Genomic DNA, 21,305 nt, shown 5'->3' on the forward strand with positions numbered 1-21,305 from the left:
GCATCCTGCACCCGACCGCAGGAGATCAGCGCCGATGCATCCGAACCCCACCTTTCGCAAGGCCAGTGATGCCCAGAACCTGGCCCTGGCCGCCGAGATCGGCGCCGGCCTTCTGACGCTTTCCTCCGAGGGCGCGCCCCTGGCCGCCCAGGTGCCCTTCGCGATCCGCGACGGGGCGGTCTGGCTGCACCTCGTGCGCTCCAACCCCGTGGCCCGCGCCGCGCCCGGCCCCGCCCGACTGATCGTCGCGGGGCCGCAGGGCTATATCTCGCCCGACTGGTACGGGCTGGAGGACCAGGTGCCGACCTGGAACTACGTCTCGGTTCACCTGCTGGGCCCGCTGGAGCCGCTGCCGCAGAGCGAGATGCGCGCGGTGCTGGATCTGCTGTCGGAGGAATTCGAGGCGCGGCTGGCGCCGAAGCCCGCCTGGACCGCCGACAAGATGCCCGAAGAGACGCTGGCGCGGATGATGCGGATGATCCAGCCCTTCCGCATGCCCATCGAAGCGGTCGAGGGCACCTGGAAGCTGGCCCAGAACAAGCCCGAGACGGCGCGCCTTGCCGCCGCCGAGGGGCTGACGGCGGCCCCTGCGGGGCCAGACCTTGCACAGCTGGCCGCCTGGATGCGCGAGCCGCCGGCCTGATCGCCCCCGCGGGACGCTGGACAGTCGGCGCGGCGCGGCCCTAGGCTCGCGCCGAACACAGATCCAGGCGGAGCTTGCCCGATGACACTGACCCTCTTTTCCTCGCCCACCTCTCCCTACGTGCGCAAGGTGCGCGTGCTGATCGCCGAGGCCGGGCTGGCGGACCGGGTGACCGAGAAGGTGGTGGCAACCACCGCCTTCGACACCAACCCCGAGCTGGCCGCGGTGAACCCGCTGGGCCGCATCCCGGCACTGGTGCGCGAAGACGGGCCGCTGATCTGCGACAGCCGGGTGATCTGCCGCTACCTGGACGACCTGTCGGGCGCAGGTTTCTATCCCGCCGACCGGCTGTGGGAGGTGCTGACGCTGGAGGCCCTGGCCGAAGGCATCCTCGATAGCGCGGTCAACATGGCCTACGAGGTCCGGCTGCGACCCGAGGACATGGTCTTCGACAAATGGCTGGAGGCACAATGGGCCAAGATCGCCCGCACCCTCGACGCCATCGAGGCGGACTGGAACGAGGCCTTGGCCGCGCCGCTGGACGCCGCGCAGATCGCCCTGGCCTCGGGGCTGGGCTACCTCGACTTTCGCCATGACGCCCGCAGCTGGCGCGACGGGCATCCGAAGATCGCCGCCTGGTACGAGGCGATCACCGCGCGCCCGTCTTTCACCGCAACCCTGCCGGGCTGAGCGGACGGCGACGGGGGCGGGGGCTCTGCCCCCCTTGCGCCTTCGGCTCAATTCCCCCCGGAGTATTTCCGACGACGTGAAGAGGTTGGGGTCGAGCGGTTGAGGCCGCCGCCGCGCTCTTGGGCTGGGGACTCACGCGCAGGCAGGCGAAAGTCGGGCGCCCGGGCGGGGCGCCGTCCCGCTGCCTTCTCCTTGCGGGGAGTATCCGGGCGCTACGCCCTCGCCACCATGCAAAAGGCCCGCCTCGGGAGGCGGGCCGTGTCAGGTCGCAGCCTGCGGGCGGGGCTCAGAACTTGAACCCGACGCCCACGTTCAGCGCGTTGGTATAGAGCGTGGTGTCCAGCGAGCCGCCCCCGTCCAGGTCGGCGGAGTTGTCGGACCAGGTGAACTGGTACTCGGTGAAGACCGACCAGCGGTCGGTCAGCGGGTAGTTCACCCCGGCGGTCAGTCGGGCGGCGGGGCCGGTCACCTGGTAGCCGTAGGTATGTTCGCCGCCGACCGGCTGCACGTCCACGTGGGGCATGGCGATGCCCAGACCGGCGGAGACATAGGGCGTCGCCGCCCCCCAGCCCTCGATCCAGCGCCGCGAGACGTTGGCGGTGATGATGTTGTGCCCATCGGTGAACTCCAGCCGCTCGAAGCCCGCCTCGGCCATCTCGTCGTCCGGCGCATAGGCCTTGTCGTGGGAGAACTCGATGCCGAAGCCCCAGGCCTCGTTACGCCACCAGGTCGCGCGGATGCCGTAGTAGGGCGGCATATCAAAGCTCTTGCCGTCCCAGCCGATCAGCTCATCGAAGCTGGCACCGGCGTTGACGCCGGAGCCGTAGTCGCCCTTCACCCGGGAATGGGGCGAGGTCTGCCAGCCGCCGTAGAAGCTCAGCTCGACTTCGGCCGCAGCGGGGGCGGCGAAGGTGCCGGCAGCCAGGGCGATGACAGAGGCGCGCAGGAGGGCGCGGCGCGGGGCGGTCATGGGAATCATGGGCGGTCTCCGGGCCGGACGGGCCGGCAAGGTGAAAGGATCATTGACCGTATAGCCGTCCCGCTGCCGCGTCTCAAGCGCGACACATGCGCACCCTCTCTGCGCATGCATGAACGAATGCTGGACCTGTGCAATTTCGGAAGCTAAACAACCGCACGGTAACGGTTGTGTGTAAAGCGCGACCCAGACACATATCGCGACTGCCCAGGCGGGCCTAGGAATGGAGCTAAGTTCGTGTCCCACGCAGAAGATCACGAAGGCACCCGGAGGGACTTCCTCTATTACGCCACGGCCGGCGCCGGTGCTGTTGCGGCCGGTGCGGCCGTCTGGCCGCTCGTCAACCAGATGAACCCCTCCGCAGACGTCCAGGCGCTGAGCTCGATCCGCGTCGACATCGCCGGCGTCGAGGAAGGCACCCAGCTGACCGTGAAATGGCGCGGCAAGCCGGTCTTCATCCGTCGTCGGACCCAGGAGGAGATCGACGCCGCCAACGAGGTCGATCCGGCCACCCTGCCCGACCCGCTGGCGCGCAACGAGAACATCGGCGCCGATGCCCCCGCCACCGACGGCAACCGTGCCCTGGCCCCCGAGGGTGCCGAAGGCAAGGCCGCCGAGGAATGGCTGGTGATGATGGGCGTCTGCACCCACCTGGGCTGCGTGCCCCTGGGCGAGGCCGGTGACTTCGGCGGCTGGTTCTGTCCTTGCCACGGCTCGCACTACGACACCGCCGGCCGCATCCGTCGTGGCCCGGCCCCGGAAAACCTGCCTGTCCCCGTCGCGACCTTCGATGGTCCGACCGAGATCATCCTGGGCTGAGGGAGGAGACCAAAATGTCCGGCATTCCGCACGATCATTACGAACCGAAGACCGGTGGCGAGAAGTGGATCCACTCTCGTCTGCCGATCGTGGGCCTGATCTACGACACGATCATGATCCCCACGCCCAAGAACCTGAACTGGATGTGGATCTGGGGCATCGTCCTGGCCTTCTGCCTGGCGCTGCAGATCGTCACCGGCATCGTCCTGGTGATGCACTACACCCCGCATGTCGACATGGCCTTCGCCTCCGTCGAGCACATCATGCGTGACGTGAACGGTGGCCACTTCCTGCGCTACCTGCACATGAACGGCGCCTCGCTGTTCTTCTTCGCCGTCTACCTGCACATCTTCCGTGGTCTCTACTACGGCTCCTACAAGGCCCCGCGCGAGATCACCTGGATCATCGGCATGATCATCTACCTGCTGATGATGGCCACCGGCTTCATGGGCTACGTCCTGCCCTGGGGTCAGATGTCCTTCTGGGGGGCGACTGTGATCACCGGCCTGTTCGGCGCGATCCCCTTCATCGGGGAAAGCCTGCAGGCCTGGCTGCTGGGTGGACCGGCGGTGGCCAACGCCACGCTGAACCGCTTCTTCTCGCTGCACTACCTGCTGCCCTTCGTCATCGCGGGCCTGGTCATCGTGCACATCTGGGCGTTCCACAACACCGGCAACAACAACCCGACCGGCGTCGACGTGCGCAAGTCGTCCAAGGCGGAAGCCGAGAAGGACACCCTGCCCTTCTGGCCCTACTTCGTCATCAAGGACTTCTTCGCCCTCGCCGTCGTGCTGGCCGTCTTCTTCGCCATCGTCGGCTTCATGCCCAACTACCTGGGTCACCCCGACAACTACATCGAGGCGAACCCGCTGGCGACACCCGCGCACATCGTGCCGGAATGGTACTTCCTGCCCTTCTACGCCATCCTGCGCGCCTTCACCGCGGATGTCTGGGTGGTGATGTTCGCCAACTGGATCACCGGCGGCATCGTCGATGCGAAGTTCTTCGGCGTGCTGGCCATGTTCGGCGCCATCGTCGCCATGGCCCTGGTGCCCTGGCTGGACACCTCCAAGGTGCGCTCGGGCCGCTACCGTCCGATGTTCAAGTGGTGGTTCGCGCTGCTGTGCATCGACTTCATCGTGCTGATGTGGGCCGGCGCCATGCCCGCCGAACCGCCCTATTCCACCATCTCGCTGATCGGGGCCACCTACTGGTTCGCCTACTTCTTCGTCATCCTGCCCCTGCTGGGCGTGATCGAACCGGCGCCCAAGAACATGCCGGCCACGATCGAGGAAGATTTCGACGCCCATTACGGCAAGCCGACAGAACCGGCCGAGTAAGCGAAAGGACAGAGACCATGTTCAAGAAACTCTCTATCTCTGCCCTGGCAGCCCTGACGCTCGGCGTGGGCAGCATGGGCACGGCCGCCCTGGCGGCCGAAGGCGGCGGCCATCACGAGGACATCGCCTTCTCCTTCGAAGGGCCCTTCGGCAAGTACGACGAGAACCAGCTGCAGCGCGGGCTGAAGATCTACACCCAGGTCTGCTCCTCCTGCCACGGGCTGAAGTTCGTGCCGATCCGCACCCTGGCGGATGAAGGCGGTCCGAACATGCCCGAGGACGAGGTCCGCGCCTATGCGGCCGAGTTCATGGTGGCCGACGAGGCCTCCAACATGCACCTCTATGACTACGACGAAGGTGCCGCCCGTCAGTTGACCGAGAATGACTTCTTCCCGGCCAACGAAAGCCAGAACGCCCCGGACCTCAGCCTGATGGCCAAGGCCCGTGCCGCGTTCCACGGCCCCGCGGGCACCGGCATCAACCAGTTCTTCAAGGGCATTGGCGGGCCTGAGCACATCTACAACATCCTGACCGGTTACACCGGTGAGGAACGTGTGCAGGCCGGCGTGACCTACTATGAGAACACCGCCTTCGACGGCGGCTGGATCGCCATGGCACCGCCGCTTTACGGCGAGGACGTGGAGTTCGATGACGGCCACGCCAACTCGCTGCATCACGAGGCCGAGGATGTCGCGGCCTTCCTGATGTGGACCGCGGAGCCGAAGCTGATGGCGCGCAAGCACGCGGGCTTTGTCGGCGTGATCTTCCTGGTGCTGCTGAGCTCGCTTCTGTACCTGACCAACAAGCGTCTGTGGAAGCCGGTGAAGAAAGCCGCCAAGGAGAAGGCCCAGGCCTGATCCCGCCCCCCGGATGAAACTCAGCCCCCGGTCGGAAACGACCGGGGGTTTTCCTTTGGCTGGCCGGGGCGGCGCCGGTCCCCGCCACGAGGGCGCAGACCGGCACCTGGGGGGCTCTGCCCCCGTCGCGCGATGCGCGCCCCCGGGATATTTGTCGGCCAACAAATGGGAAGGGATCCCCGCGCCCCTGTCCCGTGTTCCCGCCCCAATATCCGCGCCGGCGGCATCAGCCAGCAAGGATCAGGGCAGAGATCAGGATATCAGTTCAGGCGAATCGTGGTGCGGGCGGACCGGCCCATGGCGTCGATGACAGTGACATCGGTGAACCCCTGACCAAGGGACGGCAGCAGGGCCTCGCCCCGGCGCTGTCCGGTCAGAACGGGGGCGCCGTTGATCAGCCAGGTGAAGGGTGGCGTGCCGCGCTCCACCCGCACCGGCAGGCCGTCGCCGGACAGGGCCAGCCGGGCGCCGTCGGGCGGGAAGGCCAGGCGGGGGGCTTGGGGGTCAGGCCCGGTGCCGCCCCGGCGACGGAAGTGGCGCAGGGGCACCGGCAGGGCGTCATTGGTGACCAGCAACGTGCCGCGCGGCGGCGCGGGCAGCTCCACCGGCTCCGGCGCAAGGCGCTGGAACGCCTGGAACAGCAGGGGCGCGGCCAGATCCCCCCCGAAGGCGCCGGGCACCGGGGTGCCGTCGGGCCGCCCGATCCAGACGCCAACCACATGCGCCCCGTCCCAGCCAAGCGCCCAGGCATCGCGGTGACCGTAGGAGGTGCCGGTCTTCCAGGAGATGCGCCCGCGCGGGCCACCTTCGGGGGGCACCAGGTCCGCCAGGATGTGGCCCACCTGCCAGGCCGCCGGGGCGGACACCAGGCGCGCGCCCGCGCCTTCCGCCGCCCCCTGGCGCCAATACAGCGGGCGCGCCGTGCCGCCCTCGGCCAGGCCTGCGTAGAGGGTCACCAGGTCATCCAGCGTCACCCCGAGGCCGCCCAGAGAGATCGCCAGTCCCGGCGCGCCACCGGGCAACTCCGCCGCCACCCCGGCGCGGCGGAGGGTGGACAGGACTCGGGCCGGGCCAAGCGCCTCGGTCAACGCCACCACCGGCAGGTTCAGCGACAGTTGCAGCGCCTCGCGCACAGGGATCGGGCCACGGAAGGCGCCGTCGAAGTTGACCGGCCGGTAGCCGGCGAAATCCGTCGGCACATCGTCGATCAGCGTCTCGGGATGCGCCAGGCCCGCGTCGAAGGCCATGGCGTAGATCAGCGGCTTCAGCGTCGATCCGGGCGAGCGCAGGGCCCGTGTCATGTCGACGAAGCCATGGCCCTGCGCCGCGAAGCCGCGCGAGCCGACGGAGGCCAGGATCCGCCCGTCACGGTGATCCGCCACCAGAATCGCCACCGACAGGTCCGGTTGCATCCCCTGCAGCGCCGTGGCCGCCAGCTGCTCCAGCGCCGCCTGCAGGGGCACGTCGAGGGTCAGGTCGTGGCGCGCCAGCTCGGGCAGCTCCGCCCGGGCCCGGTCGGTCAGATGCGGGGCGAGTTGCGGGAAGGGCCGGCGGGTGCGGGGGACGCTGTCACGGCGGGCCGCACGGGCCGTCTCAAAATCGATCACGCCTTCGGCGACCATCCGAGCCAACACCCGGTTGCGGGCGTCTTCGGCCGCCAGCGGATCCCGGTCTGGCCGGCGTGCCTCGGGCGCCTGCGGCAGGGCCACCAGCAACGCCGCCTGCGCCGGGGTCAGCCGGGTGGGTTCCTTGCCGAAATAGGCCAGGGCGGCCGCCCGCACCCCTTCGAGGTTCCCGCCCATGGGCGCCAGCGCAAGGTAGAGGGCCAGCACCTGATCTTTCGTCAGCCGCCGTTCCAATGCCAGCGCCAGCCGCGCCTGGCGCAGCTTCCCCGCCCAGAGACCCGTGCCGGAGTTTTCCAGCAGCCGCGCCACCTGCATCGTCAGGGTCGAACCTCCCGACACCACCTCCCCCTCCCGCAGGGCCTGCCAGGCGGCGCGCAGGACGGCATGGGGATCGACGCCCGCATGGTCATCGAACCGGCGATCCTCGTAGGCTTTCAGCATCGCCAGATAGAGCGGGTCGACCTGATCCGGTGTCAGCCCCATGCGCCAGCGGCCATCGTCGACCATATAGGCCCGCAGCAGCGCCCCGTCGGCCCCGTGCATTTCGACCGAAAGCTGGGGCGCGAGCGGCGGCAGCTGCGTGGCGTCGATCCAGTCATCGACCCGGTCACGGGCCAGGCCACCGGCCCAGAGGAGCGCGGCGAGGGCCAGAAAGGGCAGAGCACGGCGGCGGGACCGGGCACGCGGCGCGCGCCCAGCGGGACGGGTGTCCGCCCGCCCCGCGCAGGTCCCAGGCCCGCCGCCCGGCCTCATGGCCTGACCGTGATCCGCGTCTCGCCGGTGTTGGCGCGGTAGCTGGGGCGGTACATGTCCTCGACCGAGGCGGCGGGCGCCAGATAGTCGCCCGGGCTGACCGCCCGCACCATGTAGGCCAGCGAGAGCGCCTCATCCCCGCGCCAGTCCAGCGCCGCGAGGAAGCGGTCGGACCGGAATTCGGTCATCTGGGTCGGCGCCACCTCAAGCCAGTCCAGCGCGTCGATATCGCCCGAGCGCAGAAGGCGCGGGTTGTCGATCTCGAAGCCCGCCGGCAGGGGGTCGTTGACCATCAGCCGGGCGCCGGTCTCCTCGAAGGGCGTCACGGTCAGGACCACCACCAGGCGGGTGCCGCTGGCCACCGTCTCGGGCGACACGCGCTCCCCCTCGGGGGTATAGTAGGCGCGGTCGATCCCGTAGCCGTAGCCACCGGCGGCCAGCGGCCCCTCTGGCACGCCGAGGGTGGTCAGCGTCAGATCCGTCGGGCTGCTGCCCTCGTTGCGGATCGCCACGGGCTCGGGCGCCGTGCCCGGCAGGGTCCGCACCAGCGGCCCGGTCAGCCGCGCGCCATCCACCGACAGCGCCGGCGCCGCCGGGTCCTCCAGAAGGGCCGAGGCCGCCATCAGGGTCCAGGCGCTTTCCTGGGTGGACAGCGGCCCCTCGACCTCTGCCAGGCGGTCCAGCAGGGCCTGGCGGTCCACCACCTCGGATCCCGCTTCGGCGGCCAGGGTCAGCAGGCCCGAAATGTCACGCATTCGGGTGCCGAAGTCGTTGCGGATGCGGATCTCTTCCGCCGTGCCGCGCGGGGCGATCTTCTTCTGTGCCCGGGCGAACATGGCATCGGCGCGCGGCTGATCGCCGTACATCGCCAGGGCGGCCCCCAGTTGCGCCGCGGCCAGGGGCGTGGCGAACTCGCCGCCTTTCACGTCGGCGTAGTAGCGCAGATCGCCCATGGCGGCCTCGCCCTCGCGCGCCAGCACCATCAGCTGATAGGCCAGCGCCTCGCCGCCGCCATTCGTATCAGCCTCGAAATCGGGGGCGAAGTTGACCAGGTTGCGCAGGTTGTCGAGCGCCCGGGTAAAGGCGGCGTCGGGCACCTCGTGGCCCGCGAGGCGCGCGCGCGACAGGAAGTCGGTCACGTAGGCATCCAGCCAGGAGGTGCCATCGGAGCCCGCCCAGAGGCGGAAGGATCCGCTGGCGGTCTGGCGCGCCAGGACCTTCTCGATGGCGCCCGCCACGCGTTCGTCCACGCGAGTCTGCGTGGCCAGCCCCAGCAGGTCGGCCACGGGGGCCAACGACAGCAGCGGCAGGGCCTTCGACGTCACCTGTTCCGTGCAGCCGTAGGGATATTGATCCAGCAGGGACAGCACGCCCGGCACGTCGAGTCGCGCCAGAGGCCCGGCGGACAGAACCGCATGGGCCGTGTCCGCATCGAAGCCCGCGAAGGCGTTCTCATCCAGGGTGAAGGTCGCGCCGGCGGCCAGGTCGAACCGCTGCGTGCGCGACACTTCGGGCGTGTTGCGCCGCACCGGCAGGGTCAGCGTCTTGGTCATCACATCCCCTGCCAGCGTCGCCAACGATACGGTGATCGCGTAGTCGCCCACGGTTTCCGCCGACAGGGGGACCCGGAAGCTCTGCTTCTCGCCCTCCTCCAGCGTGACGGTGGCCGGCAGATCGCCCAGCGTCATGCCGGGGGCGGAGACCGACAGGGCCATTTCCCCCGCCGGGCCGGTGGCATGGACCAGTTCCAGCAGCAGCGACGACCGGTCACCGGGCGCCAGGAAGTTCGGCGTCGAGGTGGTGACCACCACCGGGTCGCGCACCAACACGTCCTGTTCCGCCGCGCCCACGCCCGTCTCGGACCAGGCCACGGCCATCAGCCGCAGGGTGCCGTTGAAGGCGGGGATGTCGAAGCGCGCCTCGACCGTGCCATCCGCGCGGACGGGCAGCGGGCCGGAGAACCAGGTCACCAGATCCTCGGTCGGCGGCGGCGAGGCAAAGCGGGAGCTGGCGGCGGCATCACCGCCCGAGCGGATGCGCCCCATCTCTCCCTGGGTCGGGTCGATCAGGCGGCCGTAGAGGTCGCGGATCTCCACCCCCAGGCGCCGCTGGCCGAAGTAGTGGCCCTGCGGGTCAGGGCTGTCGAAGCCGGTGAGGTTGAGAATACCCAGATCAACCGCCGCCAGCGTCACATAGGCCTGATCGCCCTGTGCCACGCCGTCGACCTGCATCTGCGCGGTGTAGCCCCCGCGCGGATCGGCCTCCGGCGCGGAGGTGAAGGTGACATCCAGCGCCTTGTCGCCCGGCGCGACCGAGGCGTAGTCGAGGCCCAGGGCCCGGGCCGGGTTATGCCCCTGGTCCAGATCCATCGGCCGCAGCACCGTGGCGGTGACATAGGCCCCCGCGCCCCAGTCCTCGGTCACCGGCAGGGGAATCAGGTTCTCCCCCTCCGTGACCTCGACCACCTGCATGTCGATCAGCCGGTTCGACATCACCGAGACCAGCGCCGTGCCCGCATAGCGCGGCACCAGACGCAGACGCGCCTCGTCACCGGGCGTGTAGCTCTCGGCGTCCAGCGACAGCTCCAGCGTGTCGGGCGTGGTCGTCGTGTCAGCGGGCACGTACCAGCCGGCGTAGAAGTCGACCGAGGCGGCGGTGCGATCATCCGTGGTGCTTTCCACCACCAGCTCATATCGGCCCCAATCCACAGGAGCGGCGACCTCCACCGGGTCGGTGCCCAGGGTCGCGGTGCCCGAGGTGACCTCGTCCCGGGTGGTGAAGCTCTCCCACTCCCAATTGCCGTAAAGGTTGTACCACTGGTAGCGCGTGGTGACGCGGTTGAGGGTCCAGGTCACCTCCATCTCCGCCGGATCCAGCTGATCGTCCAGCGCGATCAGGCGGAAGGCGGCCTCGGTGCCTTCGGGAACCACATCGTCGAACGCGGGCCGGATGCCGATGAAGGGCTCGGCGGGCAGGACAAGCTGCGTCAGCCGCCGTTCGATCGGCCGGCCGGAGCCTTCGAAGATGTCGGCATAGACCGTGGCCTCCGCCGGCATGGGCGTTTCCGGGGCGAAGCCGTCGAAGGCCAGCGGCAGGGTCGCGCGACCCTGGGCATCCGTGGTGGTGCTGTCGAAATAGAAACGTTCGCGCGTGGTTTCCGCGTCATGGCGCCCGAAGCGGTAGCCGGGGAAGGCCTCGAGCGTGTCGATGGTGGCCAGCATGGTGCTGCCCGAGACGGTCAGATCGCCCGCAGGCGCCCCGAAAAGGTAGCGCGCCTCGACCGACAGGTCGCGGGTGGCGGCAAGGGGCATCGGGCCCTCGCCCGCCAGCGACAGGGTGGCGTCGATGCGTTCGGGCAGGAAATCCTCCACCAGCACGGTGGTCTGGGCCAGCGCGGGCGCGTCGAGGTCGGATTTCAGCGCCAGCCGCCAGGAGCCACGCGGCACCGTCGCCCCCACGGGGAAGGAGAAGACATAACCGCCGGCCTGCCCGTCGGCTCGCGCCTGGCGGGCGTATTCCACCCCGTCGGGACGGGTCAGGATCGCCGTCACCGGCAGCCCGTCCAGCGCGCGGGCGGTGCCGTCGCGGGCCAGTGCCGTGGCGTGGATCGTCTCGCCAGCGCGGTAGGCGCCGCGGTCGGTGGTCAGGAACATGTCGATGGCGCCGGCCGGTTCGCGCCCCGCCACGCCCCGGTCGGTCAGGTCAAAGGCCGGGTCCTTCAGCGACAGGAAGGCCATGTCGTCCTCGCCCGCCCGCGCCAGCAGCAGCGCGGGGGCCGCGCCACCCGTGCCGCGCAGCAGGCCGGGGGCGAAGCTGGCCACGCCCTGATCGTCAGTTTCGGCCTCGCCCAGCACGGCGTTGGCGTTGGACAGCAGCGTGAGGGTCACACCCTCCTTCGCCCCGGCATCGCCAAGGCCCCGCACGACCGCGTGCAGCCCGTCGGCGCCGGTCCAGGTGGTCAGTCCCAGGTCGGTCAGCACGAACCACTGGGTCGCGGCGGGGGTTTCATATTCGTCCCGGCCCGGGGCGCGGGCGCGCAGGGCGTAGACGCCGGGCGCCTGCCCCTCCAGCGCCGCGTCCAGCGGCAGGCGGGTGGTCACGTCGGTGTTGCGCTCCTTGCGGACCTCGCCTTCGCCCGTCCAGATCTCGGTCGCCATGTCCTCGGCGAATTCCTCCACCTCCCACTCGCCGATCTGGCGGTTGAACAGCTGGCGTTGAATCGTGCGGATCAGCCCCCGGTCGGTGACCTTGAACAGCCGCAGGTCCACCCGGTCGAGGTTCACCGTGTCGATCGGCAGGGCAGCGCCCGCGCCCTTCGCCAGAACGTAGCCCCGACCGGGGAAGCGCAGCGTCGGCGCCCGGTCGGGGATGGCGACGCGGAAGGTGGCGTCGGCGGCCAGCGCCTCGCCACTGCGCGACGACAGCCCGGCACGCAGGGTGTAGCTGTAGCTCTGCCCATGGGCGCCGCCCTCGATGCACAGGCGATTGCCCTCTGCCTCCACCGCCATGGTGCTGTCGGGCAGTTGCACGTAGTCGCCGTAATCGACGCCGGTCTTGGCAAGCGGATCGGTGAAGGCCATGCAGACCCGCGGCAGGGCGGCATCGGCCTGCACCTCGTAATCCTCCACCCGGAAGCCATAGAGGGAGACGGCGCGCTCCTGCAGCTCTGCGATGTCGCGGCGGTTGGACAGGCGGCTGGCCAGGCGCAGGGCAGGCACCATGGCGGGGCCCTCCTCGACCGCCTCGAAGGCCTGCGCCAGGAGATAGAGCGCCTGGGCCGCCTCGCCGTCGGATCCGGCCCGCAGGTAGGCGTTCAGCGCCGCCGGCACGGCGCGGCGATGGTAGGTCCCGGTCTGCCCGGTATCGTCGAGCGTCACCTGCCGCAGCATGTCGGAATAAAGCGCCCAGTCGGCACTGGCGTCGCTGGTCGCCGTCGCCGCCCCGGCATAGCGCAGGGCACGCAGCAGGTCGCCCGCGCGCACGGCGCTGTTGGCCGTGTCACGCAGCGTGCCCGCATCGCTGTCGCCGGCCGAATGGAACCAGGAGATTCGCAGCGCCAGATCCCGCGCGGCCTCCAACCGGGCCGGTGTGGCCACGTCCGGCAGGTCCGCGGCACGCATCCGGCCGAGGTCCTGCGCGCGACTTGTCACCGGGATCACGCGGGCGGAATAGGCCCCGTCATAGGCGTTCTGCCCGGTGACCGTGGCCTTGGGGAAGCAGGAGTTGTTGCGGCTGTTGAAGGTGACGGCCGTGCAGTCTGCGTCGTTCAGGCAGGCGGTGCGACAGGCCTGCAATGTAGTGTCGAACAGCTGCCCCAGGTCGCGCCCGGCGAAATCCGTGTTGGGAAAGACCAGCATCCGCTTCTCGGGCAGCGGCGCCTCCTGCGCCTGGACGGGACCGAGGGCCGTAAGGCCCAGAGCGAGGGCTGCGAGAATGCGTTTCATGGGAAATCTCCTGCCAATATGTCCGGGAACCTGCCCCTCCCGCCCGGCACGGGCAAGGATTCTGTGCCGATGCCGACAAAGCTAAACGGTTTTTTTATACTCCGGCCGCAGGGTGATCCCGCCCCCGAGGGGCCCAAACGGAGAACCGGCGATGAGCCTGGCGAGCAAACTGGCGGAGGAGCGCCGCGCGCGCCTTGCGGCGGAGCGCCTGCTGGAGCTGAAGCAGGCGGAGCTTCATGCCGCCAACAGGAAACTGGGGCGGCACGCAAAGCTGCTGTCGGACCAGATCCATGAGAAGCGCGCCGAGGTTGAGGCCGTGCTGGGCGCCCACGAGAAGGTGAAGTCGGACCTCGACGTGGCGCATCAGCGCATCGCGGTGGCCGAACGGCGGCTGTGGCTGTCCATCGAGACGATTCCCGACGGTTTCGCCTTCTGGGACGCCGAGGGCCGGATGATCGCCGCGAACCGCGCCTGGTGCATGGTCTTCGACGGGCTGGAGGAGGTGACCCCGGGCCTCAGCTACATGCGCATGCTGCAACTGGCCACGGACGAGGGGGTGATCGACATCGGCGACACGGCCCCGGCGGACTGGCGCCACCAGATGATGATGCGCTGGCAGGCCCCCGTGCCCGAGGCGACGGTGATCCGCCTGTGGAACGGCCAGTACGTGAAGCTGCTGGATCAGCGCGGCCACGAGGGCGACGTGGTGAGCCTGGCGCTGAACATCACTTCAACCGTGCGGTATGAACGTCGCCTGCGCGAGGCCCGCCAGCGGGCCGAGGCCGCCAATCGCGCGAAATCCACCTTCCTGGCGAACATGAGCCATGAGATCCGCACGCCCATGAACGGCGTCGTGGGCATGGCCGACCTTTTGGCGGATACCGAGTTGACCGAGGAACAGCGCCTTTACGTCGACACCATCCGCAACTCGGGTGAGGCGCTGCTGGTCATCATCAATGACGTGCTGGACTATTCCAAGATCGAGGCCGAGCGGCTGGAGTTGCACCCCGTGCCCTTCGACCTGGAACGCTGCATCCACGAGGTCGTGCTGCTGGCCCGGCCCACGGCGCGCGAGAAAGGGCTGTCGCTGGTCATCGACTACGACCTGTTCACCCCGACCGCCTTCGTGGGCGATCCCGGCCGCATCCGCCAGGTGCTGACCAACCTGATCGGCAACGCGGTGAAATTCACCGCCCATGGTCACGTGCTGATCCGGGTCGTCGGCCTGCCCGCCTCCGACGGGCGCGTCGACGTGACCGTGACGGTCGAGGACACGGGCATCGGCATCGCGCCGGAGAAGGCCGGGCTGATCTTCGGGGAGTTCAACCAGATCGACAGCGACACCGCCCGCCAGTTTGAGGGCACCGGGCTGGGCTTGGCGATCTCGGAAAAGCTGGTGAAGCTGATGCAGGGGCGGATCTGGGTGGACAGCGCCCTGGGCGAGGGATCTGCCTTCGGGTTCCGCATCGCCCTGCCGCTGACCGACGGCGCGGCGGCACAGACGAGCCCCGCCCCGGTGCCCGACCTGGGCCGCGTCGTGCTGGTGGACGACAACGAGCTGCAACGCGAGATCCTGGAGAAACAGCTGTCGGTGCTGGGCGCGGAGGTCGTGGGCTGCACCAGCGGCGCCGAGGCGCTGGAGCGTCTGGAGGGCGCCGACCTGGTGGTCACCGATCACAACATGGCGGGCATGGACGGGATGGAACTGGCCGAGGCGATCCGCGCCACCGGATCCGAGGTGCCGATCATCCTCTTCACCCCGGCGGTGCATTTCGCCGAACTGGACCCGGCCCGGCGGCATCTGCACGCGGTCCTGCAAAGCCCCTGCCTGCGCGACGCCTTCTTTGCCGAACTGCGCAGGCTGGGAGGCCCGGCAGAGGCCTCTCCCGCGCCGCAGCCAACCTCCGGGACCGAGGGCGCGCCGCCCGACCCCGCCGTCTCGGGCGCCGCCTCGCGCCGGGCGGCGCGCGTCCTGGCGGCGGAAGACAACAAGACCAACCGGCTGGTCTTCGGCAAATTGCTGGCCCAGACCGACATCGAGCTGCGCTTTGCCGAGAACGGCGCCGAAGCGGTGGAGATGTTCCACACCTTCGCCCCCGACCTGATCTTCATGGACGTGTCGATGCCGACCATGGACGGGCTGGAGGCCACGCGCCGCATTCGTGCCGCCGAGGCCGAGGCCGAGGCGGGCGCCAGGCGCCACGTGCCGATCGTGGCGATGACGGCGCATGCGCTGGATGGCGACGAGGATCGGTTCCTCGCGGATGGCATGGACCACTACCTGTCGAAACCCCTGCGCAAGGCCGCCGTGCTGGACAAGCTGGCGGAGCTGACCCCCGCAGAGCTGCGCCCGCCCTACCTGCCGCCACCGGAGGCGAGACAGGCCACCGCCCCGATGACGGCAGAAGGGGAAGCCGCTGAGCCCCATACCACCGAGCCCCATACCACCGAGCCCTGCGCCGCACCGCTGCCCGAGACCGAAGAGGCATGGCCCCAGCCCGAGACGGAGGATCGCTCGGAAGCGGGGTAGGACCGGGGCGGAGCAAGGGCGATTGAAGGGCGCAGGCCGGGGCCGGGGCGACCCATATTTGGCCGCTCGGCACTCGTGCGGGCGGGTCAGGCTGCCATGGCTTCGGCGTTGCGCAGGAAGACGGGTTCGGTCGGGGTCGAACGGTCGGCCTGGTAGGCGTAGCCGCCCAGATCGAAATCCGCGAGGCCGGCGGGGTCGGTCAGGCGGCGGGTGATGACAAAACGCGCCATGGCACCGCGGGCGCGCTTGGCATTGAAGGAGATCACCTTCTCCACCCCGTTCTTCACGTCGAGGAAGGTCGGAGTGATGACTGTCAGGCCCAGGGCATCGAGATCCACCGCGCCGAAATATTCTTGGCTGGCACAGTTCACCAGAACGTCGGTGCCCAGGCTGTCGGCCTGCGCTTTCAGCGCCTTGGCGATCTTGTCGCCCCAGAACTGGTAAAGGTTGGTGCCCCGGTCGGTCTTCAGCCGGGTGCCCATTTCCAGCCGGTAGGGCTGCATCCCGTCGAAGGGGCGCAGCACGCCATAGAGGCCAGACAGAATCCGCAGGCGGTCCTGGGCGAAGGCCAGCTCCTCGGCATCGAGAGAGGCGGCGTCGAGCCCCTGATAGGTATCCCCCGCGAAGGCGAAAAGCGCCGGGCGCAGGGCCTCAGGCGCGGGATCGGTCGCATAGTCGAGGTAGCGGTCGTAGTTCAGCTTCGCCAGCTTGTCCGACAGCGACATCAGCTTGGCGATCTCCTCGACCGGCTTGCCGCGCATCACCTCGATCAGCTCGGCACTGTCCCCGGGAAAGGGCGGCGTGGTCAGCTCCGCCTCGCGGGCGGTCCAGTCGAGTTTCTTGGCCGGTGACACGACGATCAGCATGGTCTTCCCCTTTGTCCGTTCCGTCCCAGATAAGCGATCACGCGGCGAGGTCCAGCCCCTGCGACCCTTTGCGCCTCAGGCCTCTTCGCGCAAGGCATCGAGGAAGGCGGCGCCGAAACGTTCGGCCCGGCGCTCGCCCAGGATGCGCGCCAGCTGCGCCTCGTCGCGCGGGCGCGTCTCGGCCACGCGGGCGATGAGCGAGGCCGAGCAGGAGAGCGGTTTTTCCGTGCCGTCCACCCCGCGCGACAGGTCCGTCTGCAGCTGCATCAACCGGTCGTAGAGGCTTCCCGCCTCACGCCCCGCCAACCGCGCACGCTTGGGATGCAGCTGTTCGACGGTGCCTGTGATGACTTCCAGGAAGGTGACGCCATAGGCCGAGAGCTTCTTGGCGCCGACGCCGCTGATGCCGGCCATGTCGTCCATGGTGGCGGGCTTCGCCTCGGCCATCTCGATCAGGGTGCGGTCGTTGAAGATGACGTAGGCCGGCACCCGGGCCTCCTCCGCCAGGGCGCGGCGCTTGGCCTTCAGCGCCGACAGCAGCGGTTCGTCCTCTTCCGAGACCAGCGTCTTCGCCGCCGGGCGGCGGTTGGCCTTGGCCGCTGTGATGCTGTCGCGGCGCAGGCGGATCGTGTCCTCGCCCCGCAGGATGGGTCGCGCGGCCTCGGTCATGAAGAGCGCGCCGTGGCGGTCGCCATTGGGGCGGATCAGGTCATGGCCCTGCATCTGCCGGAAGATCGCCTGCCATTCGCCCTTCTTGAACTCCTGCCCCACGCCGAAGGTGGGCAGGCTGTCGTGGCCGCGTTCGCGCACCTTGTCGGTGACAGTGCCCGTCAGGATGTCGATCAGGTGCCCCGCGCCGAACCATTCCTCGGTCCGCAGGATCGCCGACAGCGCCTTGCGCACCGCCTCGGTGCCGTCGAAGGTTTCCGGCGGACGGTCACAGAGATCGCAGTTGCCGCAGCTTTCACAGGTCTCGCCGAAGTATTTCAGCAGGGTGGTACGGCGGCATTCCAGCGCCTCCGCCAGGCCCAGAAGGGCGTTCAGGCGGGCGTGGTCCGCGGCGCGGCGTTCCGGGGGGGCCAGGCCCTCGTCGATCTGACTGCGGCGCAGACGGATGTCGTCGGGACCAAAGAGGGTCAGTGTTTCGGCCGGCGCCCCGTCGCGACCGGCGCGGCCGATCTCCTGGTAATAGGCCTCGATCGACTTCGGCAGGTCGGAATGGGCCACCCAGCGAATGTCGGGCTTGTCCACGCCCATGCCGAAGGCGACGGTGGCCACGACGATCAACCCGTCGTCCTGCTGGAACTGCAGCTCGGCGGCGCGGCGGGCGTCAGGCTCCATCCCGCCGTGGTAATGGATGGCCGCCAGCCCCGCCTCGCGCAGGGCGCCGGCGATGCTTTCGGTACGGGCGCGGGTGCCGCAGTAGACGATGCCGGACTGGCCCCGGCGGGCTGTGGCGAAATCCAGGATCTGGCGGCGGGGGGAGTTCTTGGCGGCGAAGGCCAGGTGGATGTTGGGCCGGTCGAAGCCGCGCAGGAAGGTCTGGGGTTGCTGGCCATCGAACAGGCGGCGGACGATCTCGGCCCGGGTTTCCTCGTCCGCGGTGGCGGTGAAGGCGGCCAGGGGCACGTCCAGCGCCTCGCGCAGCTCGCCGATGCGCAGGTAATCGGGACGGAAATCATGGCCCCACTGGCTGACGCAATGGGCCTCGTCCACGGCGATCAGCGAGACGTTGATGCGGTGCAGCATGTCGCGCGCGCCGGAGGAGGCCAGCCGTTCGGGCGCGAGGTAGAGGAGTTTCAGCCTGCCGGCGTCCAGCGCGGCCCAGACGGCATCCGTCTCTTCCTCGGTATTGCCGGAGGTCAGCGCGCCGGCCTCCACCCCTGCCTCGCGCAGGGCGCGGACCTGGTCGCGCATCAGCGCGATCAACGGCGAAATGACCACGGTCACCCCGTGGCGAAGCAGCGCCGGCAGCTGGTAGCAGAGGGATTTGCCGCCGCCCGTGGGCATGATGGCGAGGGTATTCTGGCCCGAGGCCACGGCCTCGACGATCTCTCCCTGGCCGGGGCGGAAGGCGTCGAACCCGAATACCTCGCGCAGCAGCGCCTCTGCCTCTGGCATGTCCTGTCCCCGTTGGTGAAAGCGAGGGATACCATCCCATATTCGCCATGGGGGGACAAGGCGACGCCCCGGGACCCCAGGCGCATCAGCCCCTGCGGTGAGGGGCAGATGCAGCGGTCAGGGTCAGTACATGTACCCGATGTTGTTGGAGACCACGATGCGGATCGCCATGATCGCCAGCAGCGCGACCAGCGGCGCCAGGTCCAGGCCGCCCATGGGCGGCAGGATGCGGCGGATCGGCGCGTAAAGCGGTTCCAGGATGCGGTTCAGACCATACCAGATCTGGCCCACGAATTGCTGGCGCACGTTCAGCACCTGGAAGGAAATCAGCCAGGACATGATGACATGGGCGATGATGAAGAACCAGACGACGCTGAGCACGAGGTCGAGGATCATCAGCAGGGACTGCATGGGCATTCTCCGGGATTAAGGACCGCACACAGGTAAGCAGACCGGACCCAAAGAACAAGCATAGACGCAGGGTTCCGGTTGACGCCGCCGTTTCGGCACCGCAGCAGGGGCGCGAAGAAGGAGTTCCCATGTACCCCTACATCCGTCTTGCGAAGGAATACCTGAAGTTCCGCAACGCCCCGAAGCTGCGCCCGGGGGAGACCCACGTGTCGCATCACATCGTCTGGCCCTGGGACATCGACCCCTGGATGGAGCTGAACAACGGTCGCACCCTGACCATCTTCGACCTGGGCCGCATTCCCTATGCCGCGCGCAGCGGGTTGTTCGAGGTGATGAAGCGCGAGAAATGGGGGCTGACGGTGGCCGGGACCGCCATCCGCTACCGCAAGCGCCTGACCGCCTTCACCCGGGTGGAGATGCGCACCCGCTTGATGGGCATCGACAAACGGTTCATCTACATCGAGCAGAGCATGTGGTCCGGCGGCGAATGTGCCAACCACGCCACCCTGCGCACGGGCGTGATCCGCAACCGCAAGCTGGTTCCGACCGAGGAGGTCGCTCGCGCCCTTGGCCCCGAGATCGCCCTGCCGGAGCTGCCCGCCTGGGCCGAAACCCTTTTCGCCGCCGAGAACGACCGCCCCTGGCCGCCGCAGATGTAGGCGGCGCGCGCCGGACCGGCAGGCGACTCAGGGGCCATCTGACGCAAGGGGAACACGGGCGGCCACCTTTCTGCACCCGTGGGCAATTTGTCATGAAGGATTGCCTTGCCCTGCCCCTGCGGGAGGGATCATATCGCCGCATTCACAAGAACGGGGCGGGCCATGACGGCGATATTGCGCAAGCGCATCTGGGGGTGGTTCTTCTTCGACTGGGCCAGCCAGCCCTACAACACCCTGCTGATCACCTTCATCTTCGGCCCCTACGTGAAGGAACTGATGGGCGACGGCACCGCCGCGCAGTCGGCCTGGGGGTTCGGCATCGGGGCGGCGGGGATCATCATCGCCCTGCTGGCGCCAGTGCTGGGCGCGATTTCCGACGTGTCGGGGCACCGGCTGCGCTGGATCTGGGGCTTCTCGGTCCTCTACGTGCTGGGCGCCTGGATGCTGTGGTACGCCGCGCCGGGTGATTTCAACCTGCTGACGACGCTGTTCTTCTTCGCCATCGGCATGATCGGGATGGAATTCGCCACGATCTTCACCAACTCGATGCTGCCGGACCTGGGCAGCAAGGAGGAGATCGGGCGCATTTCCGGCAACGGCTGGGCCTTCGGCTATCTCGGCGGGCTGGTGGCGCTGGTCCTCATGCTGACCCTGCTGGCCGAGGATGCCGACAGCGGCAAGACCCTGATCGGCCTGGACCCGATCCTGGGTCTGGATGCGCAAACGCGCGAGGGCACGCGCGCCGTCGGGCCGCTGACGGCGATCTGGTACGCGGTCTTCATGGTGCCCTTCTTCCTCTACGTGCGGGATCCGAAACCGCCCAAGGCGCCCCGCGGCGCGATCTGCGCCGCCCTGCGCAACCTGCGCCAGACCCTGAGGGACCTGCCGGCGACACCCTCGCTCTTTGCCTACCTCGCCTCCTCGCTGTGCTACCGGGACGCGCTGAACGGGATCTACTTCTTCGGCGGGATCTATGCCTCCGGCGTGCTGGGCTGGTCGGTGACGCAGATCGGGATCTTCGGCATCATCGCCATCATCTCCGGCGCGATCTTCGCCGTGATCGGGGGCCGCGCCGATGAACGCTTCGGGCCGAAGCCGGTCATCACCACCTGCATCCTGGCGCTGATTGCCGTGACGCTGGTGGCCGTGTCGATCTCGCGCAGCTCCGTCCTGGGCCTGCCGGTCGGAGCGGACAGCGCCCTGCCCGACATTGCCTTCTTCGTCCTGGGTGCGGTGATCGGCGCGGCCGGCGGCGTGATCCAGGCCGCCAGCCGCACGATGATGGTGCGCCAGGCCCGCCCCGACCGCATGGCCGAGGGCTTCGGCCTCTACGCTCTGGCGGGCAAGGCCACCGCCTTCATCGCGCCGACGGCCATCGGCCTGGCCACCACCGTCAGCGGATCACAGCAGATCGGCATCCTGCCCCTGGTTTTCCTTTTCCTGATCGGTGCCGCGCTGCTACGCTGGGTCAAACCGGACGGAGACCCCACCCCCTGATGCGCCTTCCCCATATCCTGCTGAGTCTGCTTCTGATTTCCGCCACGGCGGGTTGTATCCGCGAGGATACCGCG

14 protein-coding genes are annotated in these 21,305 nt (G+C 69.0%); 8 read left to right on the forward strand and 6 right to left on the reverse strand.

Going from position 1 to position 21,305, the window contains the following annotated elements; genetic code table 11:
- Positions 1-34: 34 nt before the first annotated feature.
- Positions 35-643 carry an FMN-binding negative transcriptional regulator gene (locus tag CVM50_RS18210; RefSeq protein ID WP_085888790.1) on the forward strand — a complete coding sequence of 203 codons (609 nt, stop codon included), beginning with the start codon at positions 35-37 and terminating at the stop codon, positions 641-643.
- An 81-nt stretch (positions 644-724) separates the two neighbouring features.
- Entirely contained in the window at positions 725-1,333 is a 609-nt protein-coding gene (locus CVM50_RS18215) for a glutathione S-transferase (protein ID WP_198431934.1), read from the forward strand.
- 286 nt (positions 1,334-1,619) lie between these two features.
- Here the strand turns inward: CVM50_RS18215 and CVM50_RS18220 are convergent, their stop codons facing one another.
- Positions 1,620-2,312 (reverse strand): outer membrane protein, encoded by a 693-nt coding sequence (locus tag CVM50_RS18220; RefSeq protein WP_085888791.1) that lies wholly within the window; start codon positions 2,310-2,312, stop codon positions 1,620-1,622.
- Between the two features lie 234 nt (positions 2,313-2,546).
- On the opposite strand from CVM50_RS18220, the gene petA reads away from it, so the two are divergent.
- The 3 genes from petA to CVM50_RS18235 are packed head-to-tail and all read left to right on the forward strand — an operon-like array spanning position 2,547 to position 5,325.
- Positions 2,547-3,128: a ubiquinol-cytochrome c reductase iron-sulfur subunit gene (petA, locus tag CVM50_RS18225; RefSeq protein ID WP_085888792.1), complete on the forward strand. Its 582-nt coding sequence runs from the start codon at positions 2,547-2,549 to the stop codon at positions 3,126-3,128.
- A gap of 14 nt (positions 3,129-3,142) precedes the next feature.
- Positions 3,143-4,468 (forward strand): cytochrome b, encoded by a 1,326-nt coding sequence (gene petB / locus CVM50_RS18230; protein WP_085888793.1) that lies wholly within the window; start codon positions 3,143-3,145, stop codon positions 4,466-4,468.
- 17 nt (positions 4,469-4,485) lie between these two features.
- Complete coding sequence (locus CVM50_RS18235) at positions 4,486-5,325, forward strand: cytochrome c1 (RefSeq protein WP_085888794.1); 840 nt, start codon at positions 4,486-4,488, stop codon at positions 5,323-5,325.
- Between the two features lie 260 nt (positions 5,326-5,585).
- Here the strand turns inward: CVM50_RS18235 and pbpC are convergent, their stop codons facing one another.
- Together pbpC and CVM50_RS18245 are read right to left on the reverse strand one after the other, a co-directional pair.
- A complete protein-coding gene (gene pbpC, locus CVM50_RS18240; protein ID WP_085888795.1) occupies positions 5,586-7,703 on the reverse strand; it encodes a penicillin-binding protein 1C in 2,118 nt (705 codons plus the stop codon).
- Complete coding sequence (locus CVM50_RS18245; protein WP_085888796.1) at positions 7,700-13,147, reverse strand: alpha-2-macroglobulin family protein; 5,448 nt, start codon at positions 13,145-13,147, stop codon at positions 7,700-7,702. The genes pbpC and CVM50_RS18245 overlap by 4 nt, the downstream gene beginning before the upstream one ends.
- A gap of 151 nt (positions 13,148-13,298) precedes the next feature.
- Between CVM50_RS18245 and CVM50_RS18250 the strand changes: the two genes are divergently transcribed.
- Positions 13,299-15,677 carry a response regulator gene (locus CVM50_RS18250; protein WP_085888797.1) on the forward strand — a complete coding sequence of 793 codons (2,379 nt, stop codon included), beginning with the start codon at positions 13,299-13,301 and terminating at the stop codon, positions 15,675-15,677.
- Between the two features lie 86 nt (positions 15,678-15,763).
- On the opposite strand, the gene yaaA is transcribed toward CVM50_RS18250, so the two are convergent.
- From yaaA to CVM50_RS18265, 3 genes are all read right to left on the reverse strand, one after another.
- On the reverse strand, positions 15,764-16,543 hold the full coding sequence (yaaA, locus tag CVM50_RS18255; RefSeq protein WP_085888798.1) for a peroxide stress protein YaaA: 780 nt from the start codon (positions 16,541-16,543) through the stop codon (positions 15,764-15,766).
- A 75-nt stretch (positions 16,544-16,618) separates the two neighbouring features.
- Complete coding sequence (gene recQ, locus CVM50_RS18260) at positions 16,619-18,664, reverse strand: DNA helicase RecQ (protein WP_085888799.1); 2,046 nt, start codon at positions 18,662-18,664, stop codon at positions 16,619-16,621.
- A 123-nt stretch (positions 18,665-18,787) separates the two neighbouring features.
- Positions 18,788-19,075: a YggT family protein gene (locus tag CVM50_RS18265; protein ID WP_085888800.1), complete on the reverse strand. Its 288-nt coding sequence runs from the start codon at positions 19,073-19,075 to the stop codon at positions 18,788-18,790.
- 128 nt (positions 19,076-19,203) lie between these two features.
- Between CVM50_RS18265 and CVM50_RS18270 the strand changes: the two genes are divergently transcribed.
- On the forward strand, positions 19,204-19,734 hold the full coding sequence (locus CVM50_RS18270) for an acyl-CoA thioesterase (protein ID WP_085888801.1): 531 nt from the start codon (positions 19,204-19,206) through the stop codon (positions 19,732-19,734).
- A 162-nt stretch (positions 19,735-19,896) separates the two neighbouring features.
- On the forward strand, positions 19,897-21,231 hold the full coding sequence (locus CVM50_RS18275) for an MFS transporter (RefSeq protein ID WP_085888802.1): 1,335 nt from the start codon (positions 19,897-19,899) through the stop codon (positions 21,229-21,231).
- The last annotated feature ends 74 nt before the right edge of the window (positions 21,232-21,305 follow it).

The sequence above is a fragment of the Pseudooceanicola marinus genome (assembly GCF_002786295.1).
In the GTDB taxonomy this organism is placed as follows: domain Bacteria; phylum Pseudomonadota; class Alphaproteobacteria; order Rhodobacterales; family Rhodobacteraceae; genus Pseudooceanicola; species Pseudooceanicola marinus.